Origin of the sequence: Pseudomonas fluorescens (assembly GCF_902497875.1) — a bacterium.
Taxonomy (GTDB): domain Bacteria; phylum Pseudomonadota; class Gammaproteobacteria; order Pseudomonadales; family Pseudomonadaceae; genus Aquipseudomonas; species Aquipseudomonas fluorescens_BR.
The window spans coordinates 52,651-69,060 of the sequence record NZ_CABVHY010000024.1; the positions used below are offsets into that span (position 1 = coordinate 52,651).

The 16,410-nt window shown below is 58.8% G+C and carries 16 protein-coding genes, 2 tRNA genes and 2 pseudogenes; 4 read left to right on the forward strand and 16 right to left on the reverse strand.

The genetic code is table 11. The annotated features are described in order from the left end of the window. The 7 genes and pseudogenes from F8N85_RS22780 to F8N85_RS22810 all read right to left on the reverse strand — a co-directional run bounded on the left by F8N85_RS22780 (nt 1) and on the right by F8N85_RS22810 (nt 4,207). Nucleotides 1-513 carry a DUF2514 family protein gene (locus F8N85_RS22780; RefSeq protein ID WP_150805771.1) on the reverse strand — a complete coding sequence of 171 codons (513 nt, stop codon included), beginning with the start codon at nt 511-513 and terminating at the stop codon, nt 1-3. Beyond that, a complete protein-coding gene (locus tag F8N85_RS22785) occupies nt 510-836 on the reverse strand; it encodes a DUF6527 family protein (protein ID WP_150805772.1) in 327 nt (108 codons plus the stop codon). The genes F8N85_RS22780 and F8N85_RS22785 overlap by 4 nt, the downstream gene beginning before the upstream one ends. Then, nucleotides 833-1,258, reverse strand: a pseudogene (locus F8N85_RS22790) (cell wall hydrolase). Before F8N85_RS22790 ends, F8N85_RS22785 begins: the two are co-directional and overlap by 4 nt. Nucleotides 1,259-1,659: 401 nt before the next feature. After that, on the reverse strand, nt 1,660-2,868 hold the full coding sequence (gene nhaA, locus F8N85_RS22795) for a Na+/H+ antiporter NhaA (protein WP_150805773.1): 1,209 nt from the start codon (nt 2,866-2,868) through the stop codon (nt 1,660-1,662). A 324-nt stretch (nt 2,869-3,192) separates the two neighbouring features. Further along, a complete protein-coding gene (locus F8N85_RS22800; RefSeq protein ID WP_150805774.1) occupies nt 3,193-3,429 on the reverse strand; it encodes a hypothetical protein in 237 nt (78 codons plus the stop codon). Between the two features lie 128 nt (nt 3,430-3,557). Beyond that, nucleotides 3,558-3,992: a hypothetical protein gene (locus tag F8N85_RS22805; protein WP_150805775.1), complete on the reverse strand. Its 435-nt coding sequence runs from the start codon at nt 3,990-3,992 to the stop codon at nt 3,558-3,560. 2 nt (nt 3,993-3,994) lie between these two features. Then, complete coding sequence (locus F8N85_RS22810; protein ID WP_150805776.1) at nt 3,995-4,207, reverse strand: hypothetical protein; 213 nt, start codon at nt 4,205-4,207, stop codon at nt 3,995-3,997. Between F8N85_RS22810 and F8N85_RS22815 the strand changes: the two are divergent. Next, nucleotides 4,189-4,779: pseudogene (locus F8N85_RS22815) on the forward strand (tyrosine-type recombinase/integrase); the annotation flags it as partial. The gene F8N85_RS22810 and the pseudogene F8N85_RS22815 overlap by 19 nt on opposite strands. Before the next feature lie 83 nt (nt 4,780-4,862). Here the strand turns inward: F8N85_RS22815 and F8N85_RS22820 are convergent. Further along, nucleotides 4,863-4,949 (reverse strand) — tRNA-Leu (locus F8N85_RS22820). Nucleotides 4,950-5,145: 196 nt separating this feature from the next. Next, nucleotides 5,146-5,219: transfer RNA gene (locus F8N85_RS22825), tRNA-Cys, on the reverse strand. 366 nt (nt 5,220-5,585) lie between these two features. On the opposite strand from F8N85_RS22825, the gene F8N85_RS22830 reads away from it, so the two are divergent. Continuing rightward, complete coding sequence (locus tag F8N85_RS22830) at nt 5,586-6,350, forward strand: alpha/beta hydrolase (protein WP_150805778.1); 765 nt, start codon at nt 5,586-5,588, stop codon at nt 6,348-6,350. A 63-nt stretch (nt 6,351-6,413) separates the two neighbouring features. Here F8N85_RS22830 and F8N85_RS22835 read toward each other — a convergent pair whose 3' ends face one another. Together F8N85_RS22835 and F8N85_RS22840 are read right to left on the reverse strand one after the other, a co-directional pair. Then, the gene (locus F8N85_RS22835; protein ID WP_150805779.1) at nt 6,414-6,818 is read right to left on the reverse strand and encodes a VOC family protein; all 405 of its coding nucleotides are present in this window, start codon (nt 6,816-6,818) and stop codon (nt 6,414-6,416) included. A 120-nt stretch (nt 6,819-6,938) separates the two neighbouring features. Next, nucleotides 6,939-7,838: a polysaccharide deacetylase family protein gene (locus tag F8N85_RS22840; RefSeq protein WP_150805780.1), complete on the reverse strand. Its 900-nt coding sequence runs from the start codon at nt 7,836-7,838 to the stop codon at nt 6,939-6,941. A 210-nt stretch (nt 7,839-8,048) separates the two neighbouring features. On the opposite strand from F8N85_RS22840, the gene F8N85_RS22845 reads away from it, so the two are divergent. Then, the gene (locus F8N85_RS22845; protein WP_150805781.1) at nt 8,049-9,413 is read left to right on the forward strand and encodes an erythromycin esterase family protein; all 1,365 of its coding nucleotides are present in this window, start codon (nt 8,049-8,051) and stop codon (nt 9,411-9,413) included. 21 nt (nt 9,414-9,434) lie between these two features. Here F8N85_RS22845 and F8N85_RS22850 read toward each other — a convergent pair whose 3' ends face one another. After that, nucleotides 9,435-10,109, reverse strand: coding sequence for a dienelactone hydrolase family protein (locus tag F8N85_RS22850; protein WP_150805782.1), 675 nt, complete (start codon nt 10,107-10,109; stop codon nt 9,435-9,437). A gap of 10 nt (nt 10,110-10,119) precedes the next feature. Continuing rightward, on the reverse strand, nt 10,120-10,812 hold the full coding sequence (locus F8N85_RS22855; protein ID WP_150805783.1) for a phosphoribosyltransferase: 693 nt from the start codon (nt 10,810-10,812) through the stop codon (nt 10,120-10,122). A 183-nt stretch (nt 10,813-10,995) separates the two neighbouring features. Between F8N85_RS22855 and F8N85_RS22860 the strand changes: the two genes are divergently transcribed. Then, complete coding sequence (locus tag F8N85_RS22860) at nt 10,996-13,227, forward strand: LTA synthase family protein (RefSeq protein WP_150805784.1); 2,232 nt, start codon at nt 10,996-10,998, stop codon at nt 13,225-13,227. A gap of 81 nt (nt 13,228-13,308) precedes the next feature. Here the strand turns inward: F8N85_RS22860 and arsJ are convergent, their stop codons facing one another. The 3 genes from arsJ to F8N85_RS22875 form a co-directional block, all read right to left on the reverse strand. Further along, complete coding sequence (arsJ, locus tag F8N85_RS22865) at nt 13,309-14,517, reverse strand: organoarsenical effux MFS transporter ArsJ (RefSeq protein ID WP_224795733.1); 1,209 nt, start codon at nt 14,515-14,517, stop codon at nt 13,309-13,311. 1 nt (nt 14,518) lies between these two features. Further along, the gene (locus F8N85_RS22870) at nt 14,519-15,538 is read right to left on the reverse strand and encodes an ArsJ-associated glyceraldehyde-3-phosphate dehydrogenase (RefSeq protein WP_150805786.1); all 1,020 of its coding nucleotides are present in this window, start codon (nt 15,536-15,538) and stop codon (nt 14,519-14,521) included. A gap of 72 nt (nt 15,539-15,610) precedes the next feature. Beyond that, nucleotides 15,611-15,967 (reverse strand): metalloregulator ArsR/SmtB family transcription factor, encoded by a 357-nt coding sequence (locus F8N85_RS22875; protein ID WP_150805787.1) that lies wholly within the window; start codon nt 15,965-15,967, stop codon nt 15,611-15,613. Nucleotides 15,968-16,410 lie beyond the last annotated feature (443 nt).

Here is a 16,410-nt window from a genome sequence, read left to right on the forward strand (position 1 = left end):
CTATATCCCAAGTCCGTGGTACGCCTGCTCACACGTCACCCCCCTACCCCGGCCTTGATCAGCATCTGCCGCCAGGTCTCCCGCTCTTTGGTCAGCGCGCTTGAACACGTCGGCAAACACCATGACGGCGCGGGTAGCTGCCTGGCTTGCGGCGGTGGTGCAGGAATGGCCGCCGCTTTGACTGGCTGCGAGGCGACGGGCAAGGTCGTCAGCGGTGTCCCGCAGGCTGCCAGCAGAAGCGCGAGCGGCATCAGCATCAGTGGTTGCTTGGTCGATGATCTGTTGGCCATCCTGAATCGCCTTGTTGATTGACTGTTGGCGGGCTTGTTCTTTGACGCGCTCAGCGGCTTCGTTGGTCAGTGCGGCGGCTGCGTCCCAGGTGTCGCGAGCATTCCACTCTTCCTGCCACTCGGCATCCTTGACCGACAGGCCGTGGTGATAGGCGCCAAACAGTGCGCTGATGGCGAGCGCGACCAGCAGCAGGATAGCCCCTGCCTTCATGTAGGCCGTCATGCCTCATCATCCCAATCAGGCAGGTCGACGGTCTGGCCGGCCAGCGCATGAGTGCAGTCGCCCAAAAACTGAATGCGCCCATCGGTCACGAACGAATGACACACACGCTCTCTTTTTCCCACGCGGTTCACGGTCCAGTTGTAGTGGACCAGAATCGAAGGGGTGAACGTCGGCGCTTCCAGGTTCCCGTTCCAGCCCCACCGCGGGCCAGGGCCGGATCCATGCTGAATGCTATGCAGCATCTTGCAGCCAGGGCACTCGAACCACAGGGTTCCTTCGGCGCCAGTGGCCAGCGATCGAGACAATCTGCAGAAGGCTGTCATGGCACATCCCTGAAAAAGATGTGGTGCCCGAGCTTCAGCGTCAGCTTCGCTCCCACAGTCCAGACCGGAGCCTTCGGCATGGTGGTCGCGTAGTAGTGAGTCGCGCCACCGGTGGGATCTGGTGCGGTACCGGCGATCACCTAGTCGGCAGCTCGCTGCGCCTGGGCGAACTGCCCGGCCGGGATCGGCTTGCTCCCACTGAGGTAGGCATAGTTTGGGTCGTTCTTGTTCCAGCAGCTGAACTGCCAGGCTTTCAGGCACACGCCGGCATAGCCCTCGCCCCACCAGGACTTGGCCTTGCCATCGTTTACCCGGTTGCGGATCGTCCAGGCGACGGCGATCTGCCCGGCCAGCCCTTCCCCGCGGGCCTCGCCCCACAGCGTGCGCGCAAGGATGTCGCGGTTTTTCTCTGTGACGGTCATGCTTTTCTCCAGACGAAAAAAAGCCCGCACAGCGGCGGGCGTCTTTTCGCAATATTTTTAAGAGGCTATATAAGGCGCCCATCCAGGCGAGAACAATAAACCGGAAGGCGCAACGTGCCAGACAACGACATATCCGGCGATCAGCAGCACGGAAGTCACCATGACAATAAATCGATGCATCCTCACTCCTTGAGTTTCGACAGCTTTTTTCGGCACGGAAATATAGCAGTGTGACATCACAGTCACTCCTCGTCCCTATTCGATTGTCTGGCCAGGATCCGCACCCCGCTCTTCTGTCATAAATGGGCCAGGAGCTTTGATTTTTTACTCACGCTGCTAGCATTGGAGGGTAACCGTCCGGCACCCTCTCTTGGATAATTGATCCCCTAGCTCGCGTTAGATCAGGCGGAAGCCCTTTGGCGTCTAGCCCTCAATAAAACGACAACCCCAAAAATAGCGGAAAGGATGGAGCCCAAAAGCACCCCGACCTTTACCTCATCTACCAGATGCGGAGCATTTGGGAATGCCAGCGCCCCTATAAAGAGGCTCATCGTGAATCCAATTCCGCACAGCAGTGCGACTCCATACAGCTGAAGCCACCCACAACCTTCGGGTAGTTTTGCCAAGCCGAAGCGAATGGCCAACGCAGCTAGACCGAATACCCCTAGTTGTTTGCCCACCAATAGCCCCAAAGCAACGCCAAGTGGTACTGGATCGATCAGATTATTTGGCGAAATACCAGCAAGGGATACACCTGCATTGGCAAAGCCGAAGATTGGCACAACCGCGAACGCTACCCACGGATGCATTTTTTCTTCGAGGTAAAGAAGTGGTGACCTATGCTCGTTGTTCGGATCACCCAGCGGAATGCAAAGGGCAAGGATGACGCCAGTCAAGGTCGCATGGATACCAGATTGAAGCATGAAGAACCATAGCAGGCCGCCTGCTGCCAAGTAGGGGAAGAGTCTTTTCACGCCGCAGCGGTTGAGTACCATCAGAAAAACAACAACCCCCAGTGAAGCCAGCAGCATGCTGATGGACAGACCACTGGTGTAAAACAGGGCGATGATGAGCACTGCCCCAAGGTCATCAAGAATCGCCAGTGCGGACAGAAAGATTTTCAATGAGATGGGAACACGCTTGCCGAGTAGCGACAGCACGCCTAAGGCAAACGCGATATCAGTTGCTGCGGGAATGGCCCATCCATCAATGGTTTCCGCGTTACCCCAGTTGACGACGATGTAGATCAAGGCAGGTAACAGCATGCCGCCAAGCGCGGCGAAACCTGGAAGAGAGCGTTGACTCCAGTTCGATAACTGGCCTGCCAGCATTTCACGCTTGATCTCTAGGCCGACTAACAGGAAGAAGACAGCCATCAGGCCATCGTTGACCCAATGCTCAATCGAGAGCCCCAAGACTTTAATTTGCAGTGTCGAGAAGTAAGCGGCTGACCAAGGAGAATTCGCCACGACGAGCGCTGCCAGAGCAAAGGCCATCAGGATCAAGCCACCTGCTGATTCAGCGGCGAAAAATCGAGAGGGAAAAGCTAGAGCGAAAGGTGACTTGCGATGGTCATGGGTTTTATCCAGACGCGGCGGATCTAAGCTCATAGGCACGACAACTCCGCGCTGGCGGCCCGACCTGCGCTGAATTAAACCTGCCCTACCGCCTTTTGCGGTGACACCCAGAGCCGTATTCTACACAAAAGGTATACCGCTAGGTGGCACAGAGCTATGTGCCCGGGTGATCAGTGATGCCGAGCCGGATTATCGCTTATCTGAAAGGTGGATTGCCCAGACGCATACAAGAATAGTGTCCACAAAAATAAGTGGATACCATCACCCTCCTAGGCTTCGTCTTATCGATCCCCAGACGAAGAAAACCCCGAGCGTGTCGGGGTCGTGGTGTATTGCTTGGCGCGCCCTAATGCTTTGCTATCCAGCTACAGTTGTACTCGGGTCGATATCTGTGCCGCTGGTTTTAATAGGGGCGCCCACTTTACTCGAAGTATCGAGCTGTTCATTGGCGCTCAAGATAGAACTCCCCTCATCGGCATGGTTGATTTCGAACGAGCCCATTACCTGCTGCTTCCAGCCAGAAGACACTGTCCATACGCACGCCAGCGCAAATAAAAAAATCATCTGTATCGCCACTTTTGAAATGCTAGGCATGGGTTCACTCCTCGACCGTATTATTTTTATTTGAGCATAGAACTATTTCAGCGTGATGGCAGACAAGGGCAGCATGAGTCACCTACGCACAGCGTAGTGCTTGGCGCCGCCTATCGGCATGACTCAGCTCAAGCCGTCACGACGTCAAACCGCTCCATGTACCGGCACGCATCGGCCAAAGTTTTCGGGCTGTGGATTGAGGGGTTGGGAATACCCACTGCGGCTGCACACCACTCGGAACAGAACTGCGAATCGCCGTCCGTTTGGTTGCGGTTGAACAGCTGGCTGAAGATCATGGAAAACCAGCCATAGCTGAAGCCGTCCGTCTTGGCGAAGTACTTCAAGACGGTGCCCGCATCCGCCCACGGCAGATCGATCACGTCCCACTTCTCCGGCTCCAGCTCGATCACCTTTGCTCGGACACCTTTGTCCATGATCGAACTCGAGTAGCAGACCCCGGACACCACCAATTCGCAATGTGAGTACGGCGAGCCCGACCACCACTGAATAAACCGCGCGCCGATCCGCTCGTCATCTTTACGCAAGGCCAGTTGCACAGACATGGTTAGGCTCCCGGAAGGGTGTAGTCGATGGCGACGACAGCCAGTTCCTCAGCAGTCGTCGCCGCGCGGAGCTGATCGTCGATACCCTGGCGCCGGCCGGTCAGGTAGGCCGAGACGTTGGCGAAGGCGGTGACCTTGGCCAAGGTGCGCGCCAGGTATTCGTCGCGCTCCAGGCCACGGGAAGCGGCCGCGATATCGATCCACGGGGTACACATCGCTGGCCAACCCTTGCTCAGGGGTGAAGGGAAACCGCGAGACCGGGCGGGACGTATACATCGAGGACGATCTACTGCTGCAGGTTTGGGAATGCGCTGAGCAACCTCTGCGCGATGCGCTGGATCTGTTCTACCTGACAGGCCAGCGGATCGCCGACACGCTGAAGATGGACCAAAGCCATATTCGGGACAAACAGCTTTGGGTTCAGCAAGGGAAAACCGGCGCCAAGCGTCGCATCGAGCTGGTGGGCGAGCTGAAAGCTCTTATCGAACGCATCGCTGCCAGGAAGGAGCTCTGCGCTATTAAGTCAAACAAGCTGATCATCATGGAGGACGGCAGTCCGATGACGCCGCGGACCTTGCGCACCAGGTTTGATAAAGCGAGGGAAGATGCCGGCATCGATAAAGCGCACTTTCAGATGCGCGATTTGCGGGCCAAGGCGGCCACCGACAAAGAAGAGTCAACGGGGAATATCAGGGAGGCGCGGGACCAACTCGGACATACCACAATCGGCATGACAGAGCAGTACATCAGGATGCGCAAGGGGATGAAGGTCACGCCAACAAAGTGACCGATTGCGGAACTAGTTAAAAATTGCGGAACAAAAAAACGAAGGGCCTGCATGAGAAGTATCACGCAAGCCCTTGATATGTATGGTGCCCGAAGCCGGAATCGAACCGGCACGCCCTTACGAGCGGGGGATTTTAAGTCCCATGCGTCTACCAGTTTCGCCATTCGGGCGGTAGCGCGGTTAAGCGGTTTGCAGCCACTTTAAATAACGATTAAGCAGCTTAAACGCTTGTGCAGCAAAGGAAGAAATATATACATCCCTTCCCTTCGAAGCAAGTTCGTCGACGTCAAATACGAGACAAAATCTTGCGCCGAAGCTTAAATAAAAAAGCTCCGTAAATCATAGATCTACGGAGCCTGTTTATGATGGAGGCCGAGGTCGGAATCGAACCGGCGTAGGCGGATTTGCAATCCGCTGCATAACCATTTTGCTACTCGGCCTCAAACGTTTGATGTCATTTCCATCTACATCAAACGTGTACACATTAGAGCTGAAAACTAGACTCTAATCTAGCTCTCAACCCTTTGAAATCTAAGGGGTTTTTCTAGTTCCTGTATCAGGAATGGACGCAATTCTGGACTTGTTCGCAGGACATGTCAAGAACCGTCAGAAAAAAATTAACAATAGGTCAAACGGTGGCGCCTCTGTCCTTGCGTCAGGCCACCGCTGGCCCTTTTGCGCCAGCCAACAGCTGATCAATGGGGAAATACCGACGCCCCGAAGATAACACTACACTTGCGCTGCCAGCGCCAGCTTTTACTGTGGATCAGGCTTTGGATGGACATCCTCTGGAAGAACTCAATCCCATGCCACGAACCGTCGTTTTACTTCTCGCCGTGATTACAGCCTTGTACCTCGGGCTCTGTGTTGCCTTGTTTGTGTTTCAGCGTGCGCTCATCTATTTTCCGCAACCTCGAGCCCCGGGCATCTCTGCAACGATTCTCACGCTGCCAGTGGCCGACGCCCAGGTGCTGGTTTCAACCAGGCCCCACGATGGTCCGGATGCGCTTATCTATTTCGGTGGCAATGCCGAGGATGTTTCGCGGAACCTGCCCGAGTTTTCGCAAGCTTTCCCGAATCAGGCGATCTACCTGCTGCACTACCGAGGGTTTGGCGGCAGCTCCGGATCCCCTTCCGAGGAGGCACTTGAGCGTGATGCCCTGGCCTTGTTTGACAGGGTCCACGCCGAGCACCCCAACACGGTGATTGTCGGCCGCAGCCTGGGCACCGGCGTCGCCATTCATCTTGCCAACCAGCGGCCGGCATCGCGGCTGATCCTGATCACGCCGTACAGCAGTCTGGAAGACCTGGCCGCGATCAAAATGCCGTTTTTCCCGGTGCGCTGGCTGCTCAAGGACAAGTTCGAATCCTCGAAGTACGCCCCGCGCATCCGCATCCCGACGCTGTTGATCGCGGCTGAACACGACGAAATCATACCGCGGGCCAATACCGAGAAACTCTACGCGCAGTTCTCCCCTGGCGTGGCCTCGCTCAAGGTGATTGCCGGTGCCGACCACAACTCGATTTCGCAAAGCCCGGAATACTTGAAACTGCTCGCCAGCGGGATGTGATCGACAGCAAGGCGCCCGGCCGCAATCCGGCATGGCAGTCTGATCAAACCGGACGGGGACCTTTCAGGCATTTGCCGGGTCGCAGTTGACCATCCAGCTGATGCCGAACTGGTCGACCAGCATGCCAAAACCTTCGGCCCAGAAGGTCTTGCCAAACGGCATGCTGACGGTGCCACCGACCGCCAGCGCATCGAACACCCGCTGCCCCTCGCTGGTGTCCTTTACCCCAATGGAGAGGAACACCCGGGTTGTCGAGCTGTTGTCGCCACAGCCATCGGAGGCATACAGCAGGCTATCGCCAAGACGGAAACTGGCGTGCATGACACTGTTCGGATCGGGCATCTGCTGCCCTTCAGGAGCTTCCCGGGAATGGAACAGGAATTCGATTTTGGCGCCAACGGCGGACTCGTAGAATTTCAACGCGTCTTCACAACGTCCGGCGAAGAACAGGTAGGGAGTGATCTGCATGACGAAACCTCCACTTGAGGCGCACGTCTGGCTCGCGCCCGTGCCTGCCCACTATAGCAACGCTGCGGATGCCGTGCCGATGCCACTCCCAACGGTACACCACAGGTTCGGCCTGGGTCATTAATCCGAATTAGCCTTCCACAACCAGTTCCAGAACCCCGGCAACTGAACGGGTTCGGAACTGGCACTGACCGTGCGGGCCATGGCGGCACGCTGCAACGCTGATCGATCGTCGTAAAACGGTTTGGCGGCAGTGGTCACCCCCGTCTCGCGCGCACTGTCTAGCAGGATCTGCAGATACTCCTGCATATGCCGGGAGGTGTAGCGGTTGAGATCGTGAAAGGTCACCACCACCGGAATAACTGCATCGACTACCGGCAGCTCGCCAGCGGCGATTCGCTCGCGGACCTCGGATAATTGCCTGAGCATGTTCGAGCGTCTGCGCAGGCTGAAATTGTAGCCCCAGATCTTGCCGTCATTGGCGCTCAGGTCGGTCAGCAACACATGCAGGCCGTGGCGCTGATACGCGGCGAAGGTGCGTTTGTCGTAATTCCAGAATGGCGGGCGCACCAGTGTCGGCGCCGCTTCGGTGATCGCGGCAATGTCCGCGCTGCCATCGGTGAGCGACTGTTCCAGCGCCTCCGGGCTCAGCGAACGATGATTGGTGTGCCCCGACGTCGCCGTATGCAAGCCCAGCACATGACCTTCAGCCTGTTCACGGCGCATGATTTTTCCGCCCAGCTCACTGCCCCCCGCCCGCGACGCGCGAGTCTGCACAAAAAACACCGCCTTGATCCCCGGTTGCAGCGGATTCTCGGCAAGGTCGTCGAGAATCGACTCCGTCGGATTGTAAAATCCGGAGGCGCTTGGGCCGTCGTCAAAGGTCAGCAGAAAACGGATCGGTGGCTGCGACTGCAAGCGTTTTTCGGTTTGCGGCGTCATTGCGATCGGCTGGCTGATGCAACCGGCGAGTGTGGTTGCGATGACGAGCGCTGATAAAACGGTGACTGTCTTTTTCATGTGTTCTGCCTTGGTCCAGGCGCAGACAGATACAGACCATGGACAATTCAAGCAACAAAAAATCAACTCTATCGCCATCTTTTCGACCGCCCGGCTTATCCCCGCCGCGGTCTAGCAATTGTTGATATAACTGAACTGACCCGCCGGCATTCAGGCGCAGGGACGATTCAAGCGGTGATGTCGGGTAGCCCTCTCACGGGGATGACGCTCATGAACTCCTGCCAGGATTTTTTGAAAAAACGCTACGGTTCCCACACCAATGGTGCGTCGACCGCCATAGTCCCCTTATTACGCCAATACGCCGAGCCGCTGCCGGAACGGAGCTCAGCGGCCTTCGGCGAAATGTTCGACCGTTATGCCGATGCACGAGTGGTCATGATCGGTGAGGCCAGCCATGGTACCGCCGATTTCTATTGTGCCCGTGCCGCCATCACCCGTCGGCTGATCGAGCAGCATGGATTCAACATCGTTGCCGTCGAAGCGGACTGGCCGGATGCCGGCCAGGTTGACCGTTATGTCCGCGGGCTGGCGCCTACGGCCTGGAAACGCCACATCTTCAGCCGATTCCCGACCTGGATGTGGCGCAATACCGATGTGCGAGCGTTCACCCACTGGCTGCATCAGCACAACCGCCAGCAAGCGTCAGAGCTGCGTGTCGAGTTTCGCGGGCTGGACGTTTATAGCCTGCACAACTCCATTCGCGAGGTCTTGAATTACCTGGACCGGGTCGATTCTCAGCTCGCCCATGAAGCACGGCAGCGCTACGGCTGTCTGACGCCCTGGCAGGATGATCCGGCGCTGTACGGGCACTTTGTCGAACGCGGCGGTGCGATGCCCTGTGAGCAGGCGGTGGTCGAGCAGCTCGACATCATGCTGGCGGAACAGTTGGCGGGCCGTACCCAGGACGATGAAGCGGTCTTTAATGCCACGCAAAACGCCCAGGTCGTTCGGGCCGCCGAGCAATACTACCGAGCCATTTACCAAGGCTCGACCGCTTCCTGGAACCTGCGTGACCGGCACATGTTCGACACCTTGCGTACGTTACTCGAACATCGAGGGCCTCAGGCCAAGGCAGTGGTGTGGGCGCACAACTCGCATATCGGCAATGCCGCCGCCACGGAAATGGGCTGGAAGGGCCAGTTCAATATCGGTCAGCTGTGCCGTAGCACCTACGGGCGCGACGTCGTGCTGATTGGCATGAGCACCGACCGTGGCCAGGTGGCGGCGGCCGATGACTGGGATGGCGAGATGCGCATCAAGACCGTCCTGCCCTCTCGTGAGGACAGTTGGGAGCATCAGTTCGCCCGGGCCGGCGTCGCCGCGTCGCTGACCGACTGGCGCGATCCCCAGCGCGAAGCGCTGCGCCTGGCCCTGTCCGAGCCGTTGCTGGAGCGGGCCATCGGGGTGATTTACCGGCCGCAAAGCGAGCGCAGCAGTCACTACTTCGAGGCGGTGCTGGCCGAGCAGTTCGACGCCATGGTCTGGATTGAACAGACGCACGCGGTGACGGCATTGCACCTGCCGAAAAGCCAGGAGCTGGAACCGGAAGACGAAACCTTTCCGTTTGGCGTGTGATACCGGCAACGGATCAGTGCTTCATTCGCGCGGTGTTTTTTTTACCGGTGTGTGCAGATGCCCCTCAAACCAGTCGCCCGCCAGTCTGGCAACTGCCTCAAGGGTCCCTGGCTCTTCAAACAGGTGGGTGGCACCGGCTATGACCTCCAACTGCTGTTCACACTGCAGTGCCTGGGCGCTTTGGCGGTTCAGGCCGAGCACCGTCGGGTCCTGGCCTCCGACGATTTGCAAGGTGGGTGCCTTGACCAAGGCCAGCGCGGCTCCGGCCAGGTCGGTCCGCCCTCCCCGGCTGACCACGGCGTGCACCACGTCCGGGCGTAGCGCCGCTGCCATCAACGCCGCCGCAGCCCCGGTGCTCGCGCCGAACAGTCCGATGCGCAACGATCGCAATTGCGCGCTGCGCCCGATCCAGTCGATCACCTCCACCAGCCGTCTGGAGAGTAGAGCGATATCAAAGCGCAGCTCCCCGGTCAGGTGGTCCACCCGCTGTTCCGACTCGGTGAGCAGATCGAACAGCAACGTGCCCAGCCCTCGTTCGGCCAGAGACTGGGCAACCTGCTGGTTACGTGGGCTCGAACGACTGCTGCCACTACCATGGACGAACACCACCAATCCGCTGGCGTAGGCAGGCAAACGTAAATCAGCGGCTAACTCGACGTCGGCCAGATCCAGTATTCGATTCTGTGAATTCAGCATTGGATCTACCTCAAGGGACTGCCCGTCCCGCCTGGGCTTCGCGTTGCCAGGCGCGCTGCAGCAGATCAACGACCTCTTGGTCCGAAGTCTGGGTGAAATCCAGATACCAGTGTCCGATCGACATCATCCATTCCGGGATGAGCGGACACACCAGTTCATCCACTTTACGGCGTAGCGCCGCCACGGTCTCGGGCGGCGCCACCGGTACGGCGACGACGATGCGTGATGGCTGTTGCTGGCGCACGGCTTGCACCGCCGCCAGCATCGTAGAGCCGGTGGCCAGCCCGTCGTCGACCAGAATCACCACCTGGTCCCGCAGCTGCAGCGGTGGACGCCCTGCGCGGTAGACGCTCTCGCGACGCAGCAGCTCCCGGGTTTCCCGTTCGACCACTGCTTCAAGGGTGCGCTGGTCAATCGGGTGAGCCTGCAGCGCTTCCTGATTGAGGACCCGTACACCGCCACTGGCGATGGCACCCATGGCGTATTCCTGATGAGAAGGCACACCGAGCTTGCGGACCAGCATCAGGTCCAGGCGTACCTCCAGCGCGGTGGCGATTTCATAAGCGACCGGAACACCGCCACGGGGTAAGCCGAGGACAATGACATCGGCTCTGTGACGGTAATCGAGCAGTGGCTGTACCAGGGTTTGGCCCGCCGCCCGCCTGTCCCTCAGAGCCGCTTGTGAAGAAGGATAATAGGACATGTGATGACCTCCTGAAGCGGGTAAAGCCGATCGATTCGCGCCGCAGAAAGTAGCTCTCGCTGCCGCCGGGTTGTTGATCGGCCTCCCTGTCGAGCAGTGCCGTGAGCCAACGCATCTGCACACTTAACCTCTGCCGCGGCTCCCCACCTTTGATACCATCCAGCACATCTGTATTACATTTTAATGAAGAGCAGGCTTTTTGTGAATTTCACCCAGCGCTGGTTACGACATCCCATGGCCTCCCTCGTGAGCCTGACCGGGCTGGTTCTGCTGGTGCCGCTCGGCACTCGAATGGCCCTGGGCTGGAACAACCCGCTGGGTTATCTATCGGACCTGGGCATTGCCGGCTTGCTTATCGTACTGCTGTATCGGCGTCCATGGTGGCTGGCGTTGCCGGTGCTGATGGTCTGGTGCCTGCTGAGCCTGGCGGCAACCGAACTGGTCAGCGCGGTCGGCCGGCTACCGACCCTGGCTGACGTTAATTACCTGATCGATCCGCAGTTTCTGGAGAACTCCACCGGCGGCGACGGCCTCGGGCATCCATGGCTCGCCGGGGCGCTGCTGTTTGGCCTGCTGATCTGGCTTTGGACCCAATGGGGCGCCAGTCGCCGCAACGCGGCGGCCTTGCCTCGACATGCCTGGACGCTACCGCTGCTGCTATTGCTGGCCCATGGCGGGGTGCAATACCTGCATCCCAGCGAAGCGGATCAATGGCGCCAGTTCAACCTGCCGCACCAGCTGCTGATGGCGGGACTTGGAGAGGGCCAGGACCGCGCTCGGGCATGGTTGGGTGACCCTGAAATTGACCTCCCACCGCAGATGGCCGGCCTCACCCAGCTTGACCTCAATGGACAAAAGTTGCTGCCAGCCCCCGGGCGCGCGCGCAATGTGCTGATCGTCGCCCTGGAAGGCATTCCGGGCGCCTATGTCGGCGTCGACCGCCAGGCGTTGAACAGTGACTATCAGGAAAACCTGATGCCGCTCCTGAGCCGCTGGGCCGAGCGCGGCATGAACACTCCTGACTATGTGTTGCACAGCCACCAGACCATCCGCGGCCTCTACTCCATGTTATGCGGTGACTACGACAAGCTCGACAACGGCACCCCCAAGGGCGTAGAGATGCTCAACCTGACCCAGCGCAACCAGGCGTGCCTGCCGGCCCAGTTGCGCCAGCACGGCTTTGCCACCCACTATCTACAGGGCGCGGGCCTGCGGTTCATGGCCAAAGACAAGATCATGCCGCACATTGGCTTCGACACCACCTCAGGCCTGGAGTGGTTCAGCAATCCTCGCTACCTGGATTTCCCCTGGGGCATGGACGACAAGGCGTTTTTCGAAGGCGCACTCGACTACGTCGGGCAACTGCAGCAGCAGGATCAACCCTGGATGCTCACCTTACTGACGGTGGGCACCCATCAGCCCTACTCCGCCCCCGAAGACTATCTGCAACGCCATGCCACGCCCAAGCAGGCGGCGGTGGGTTATCTGGACGATGCTCTCGAACAGTTCCTGGCGGGGCTGGAGCGCCAGGGTGTCTTGCAGGATACGCTGGTGATCATCACCTCCGACGAGTCCCACGGCATCGATGACGTGCGCCTGGCGTCGGCCTGGGGGTTCAACCTGCTCCTGGCGCCGGAGCAAGCTCAATTGCCGAGGGTCAAGTCCGGGGTCTACGGCCATGTTGACCTGAGTGCGTCGGTCCTCGATTATTTCGACTTTGCGGTGCCTTCGACCCTGAGTGGCCGTTCACTGTTTCGCGATTACGCGCAGGGTCGGGAAATCATGTCCTTCACCAACGGCATGCTGCGTTACCACGATGGCCAGGGGACCTTTACCGAATGCGACTTCCAGCAACGCTGCCGGCACTACGCCAGTGAGGGTTTTCTCGGCGAGCGCACGGCCTTCCTCGGGCAATCCGGCAGCCAGCGCGCCCGGCAGATCAGCGCACGCGCCGCGGCGCTGGATCATTCGCTGTTGCGAACCCAGCTGAACCAGCGCTACCAGTTTGGCAGCACCGAGCAGATCCCTCTCCACGAGCGGATCAAGGACGACTGGGCCGACAACCTCATTGGCGCGCAATACCTGGAGATGCCCAAGGGCTCGCAGACCCGTGTGCGGATCAAGGTCCGGTCCGTCGGTACCCAAGAAAATGCCTACCTGCTGCTCAAGGCCAAGGAACTTGAGCAGGACGTGATGCTGGACTTCCCGGCAGAGATCGTTCTGACGCCCGACCAACCGCTGGAAATGGACTTCGCTTTCGACAATCCGCAAACCCGCAAGGCCTTCTCCTTCCACCTGCTCGGCCATGGGCTGGGCGCCATCGAAGTGAGCGAATTCAGCGTGACTACCGAATCGCCAGAGCAACCCGAGCCACTGCAAGAACGTGACGAGGACGAGAGCGCTCAATCAAGCTGAGTCCAGGGCGTTCAGTCTCTGACAACGGGATGAACAGGTCGCTGTCCTGGATTTTGAGCACAGCGAGTCACTCTCATGCAACTACTCGGGATGCCTGGGCAATGCCATGGAGATCAACGCTGCCAGCAACACAAAAGCGCTCGAAATCCACAAACATGCCACCAGCCCATGAGCCTGGTAGATCCACCCGGAGAGAACGGTACCCATCAAGCGCCCCATGGCGTTGGACATGTAGTAGAAACCCACGTCCAGCGACACACCGTCTTCCTTGGCGTAGGAAACGATCAGGTAGCTGTGCAACGAAGAGTTCACCGCGAACACCCCACCAAAGACCAGCAAACCCCCCATAAGCACCACCGGCCCGGACAGCTCCGTATTCAACCCCAGGGCGATTGCCGCTGGTATCCCGGCCAGTGCCAGCGCCCAGACGCCAGCGGCGCGACCGTCAGGTAGCTGCCCTCTGCGCTTGCCGGTGATCCTCGGCGCGAGGGATTGCACGATGCCGTAGCCAATCACCCACAGCGCCAGAAACCCGCCGACGCTTAAGAAATCCCAGCCAAAGACGCTGCTCAAGTAAACCGGCAAGGCCACCACGAACCAGACATCGCGGGCACCAAATAGAAACATTCGTGCCGCCGAGAGGATATTGATCGCCCGGCTCTTGGAAAGGATTTCACGAAACCTGGGTTTGGCCTTCGCCTTGCCCAGATCCTTCTTCAGGAACACCAGGCTACCGATCCAGATCAGCGCCAGAACCGCGGCCATGACCAGCACCGCCCCCTTGAAGCCCAGCAACGCCAGCAAGGCCCCACCGAGAAAGAACCCGACGCCCTTGAGTGCATTTTTCGAACCGGTGAGGATCGCCACCCATTGATAAAGCTTGCCTTGCTGTCCATCGGGCACCAATAGCTTGATCGAGCTTTTGGCGCTCATCTTGTTCAGGTCTTTGGCGATGCCCGACAATGCCTGGGCGCCCATCACCCAAGGGATGCTCAACCAGGTCGCCGGAACCGTCAGCATCAGCAAGGCCAGGACCTGAATCGCCAGGCCGATATTCATGGTCCGGTTCAAGCCAAGCCGGGCCCCGAGATAACCGCCAAGCAGATTGGTGATGACCCCAAACAGTTCATAGAACAGAAACAGCGCGGCAATTTGCAGCGGGCTGTAGCCGAGGGCGTGAAAGTGCAGCACCACCAACATGCGCAAGGCACCGTCGGTGAGGGTGAAGGCCCAATAATTACCGGTGACGAGCAGGTACTGCCGCACTTCTGGAGCGAGGGATGACAACACCTTATCGGCCGCTCCCTTCGCCCGCCAGACCGACCATTCTGGCCAGCTCGACAGTACGGTTGGCGTAGGCCCATTCGTTGTCGTACCAGGCGTAGAGTTTGACCTGAGTGCCATTGATAACCATGGTCGACAGCGCATCGATGATCGCCGAACGCGGGTCGGTACGGTAATCGATGGAGACCAGCGGCCGCTCCTCGTAGCCGAGAATGTCCTTGAGTTCGTTTTCCGAGGCGCTCTTGAGCAGTTGATTGACTTCCTCGACGGTGGTGACCCGCTCGACCTCGAACACACAGTCGGTCAGCGAAGCGTTGGCCAACGGCACTCGTACGGCATGTCCATTCAGGCGTCCGCGCAGCTCCGGGAAAATTTCCGCAATGGCGGTAGCCGAACCGGTGCTGGTCGGAATCAGGCTCATCCCCGACGCTCGGGCACGCCGCAAATCCTTGTGTGGCTGGTCGAGGATACTCTGGGTGTTGGTCAGGTCATGAATGGTGGTGATCGAGCCGTGGCGGATACCGAGCTTCTCGTGGATCACCTTGACCACGGGTGCCAGGCAGTTGGTGGTGCACGACGCGGCAGTGACGATCGGATGAACAGCGGGATCGAACAGCTGTTGATTGACCCCCATGACGATATTCAACGCGCCCGCTTCTTTGACCGGGGCACTGACCACCACGCGCTTCACGCCTTGGTCGAGGTAGCTCTGGAGCACCGCAACAGTCTTCATCTTGCCGCTGGCCTCGATCACCAGATCGCAGCCTGACCAATCGGTATCGGCAATCGCTTTATTGGCACTGACCTTGATCCGTTTGCCGTCGATGACAATGCAGCTGCCTTCGGCGCTGGCCTCGTGCTGCCAGCGACCATGCACCGAGTCGAAGTTCAGCAGGTGCGCATGGGTCGCCGCATCACCTGCCGGATCGTTGATCTGCACGAATTCAAACTCCGGCCAACCCCAGGCTGCACGCAGCGCAAGCCGACCTATGCGACCAAAACCATTGATGCCAACGTTGATAGCCATGTTCTGCGCTCTGTATCTGTTGCCAGTGGAAGTTCGACCCGGGGGCGAAGGGCCGTGATTCTTGATTATGGTTCAACAGCAAGCAGCGGCTCGCTGCGGACGGTCGCCCATGTCTGCAAGGCGTTTCGCGTCGGGACTTAACCAGTGTTGGTTGGCCGCAAGCGTACTGCTTAGAACGCCGCGCACCCAATCAGGCAGATTCGGATGCAGTCGGTAGTAAACCCATTGGCCTTGCCGACGATCCATCAGCAAGCCGCAAATGCGCAGTTGGGCCAGGTGCCGGGAGATCTTGGGCTGGCTCTCACTCAGCGCACAGGTCAGCTCACAAACGCAGAGTTCTCCCTCAAGGGTGATGAGCAACATCATGCGCACCCGGTTGTCGTCGGCCAGGCATTTGAAAACGGTAGTCGGGGTCAGGTGGTCAGCCATCTCGGTTCTCGGCGTCTGGATTGCATCAGGAGAAACATTCCGATGCCTCCGTGCATATACGAAAATCCGAATATATGATTTTTCGCATGCAAGGTAAAGACATCTGGGCATTAACGGGCCGTTGAAAAAAGCCAGATCGAATCAGGTTCCGGCAATCTACCCGTCATGCTCTTCAATGTCAGCGCAACACCCTGCCGATGCGTGGACCCGATACCTGTCCAGCTACACGACGCTGGAGCAGCGCATTCAATGGGCACGCAGAAGTGGGTTCAGCCTTGACGATGCTTGAGCGCACGGCCAAACCGTGGCAGCACGGTGGGTGCAGACAAGAGCTACGGTCAGAAATTATTTGTCCAGTTGGCGCGTGATTTAAAGGTGATGCCGCATGTCTCGAGGATGGCCATAAAGAGCGCGATCGATCGCCGTACGACGCCATCCGGGTT